A 279-nucleotide genomic window follows, 5' to 3' on the forward strand; every position below is an offset into this window, starting at 1 on the left:
GCGCTCGTCAACGAGGCGGGCCTGGCGAGCGGTACGCTGCATGACGGCTCGAACACGACGAGCGGCACGATCTCGTTCTCCTCTCCGGACGGCGTCGGCTCGGTGTCCCTGGGCGGCAATGCGCTGTCGAGCGATGCCGGCAACCCGACCGTGTTCACGGCGGGTCCGGGGTCGAATGGCCAGGTGAGCGCGTACTACACCTATGACAGCGCGACCGGCACCGGGACCATCCACTACACCTACACTCTGACGGCGGACTATCTCGCCGCCGCCGGCGAC

General features: G+C 68.5%; 1 protein-coding gene. It reads left to right on the top strand.

Translation table 11 applies throughout. The features are described 5' to 3' along the window. On the top strand, window positions 1-279 hold a 279-nt coding region (locus tag EN845_RS35815), incomplete at both ends, for a hypothetical protein (RefSeq protein ID WP_189587466.1).

The sequence above is a fragment of the Mesorhizobium sp. M8A.F.Ca.ET.202.01.1.1 genome (assembly GCF_004791595.1).
GTDB lineage: Bacteria > Pseudomonadota > Alphaproteobacteria > Rhizobiales > Rhizobiaceae > Mesorhizobium.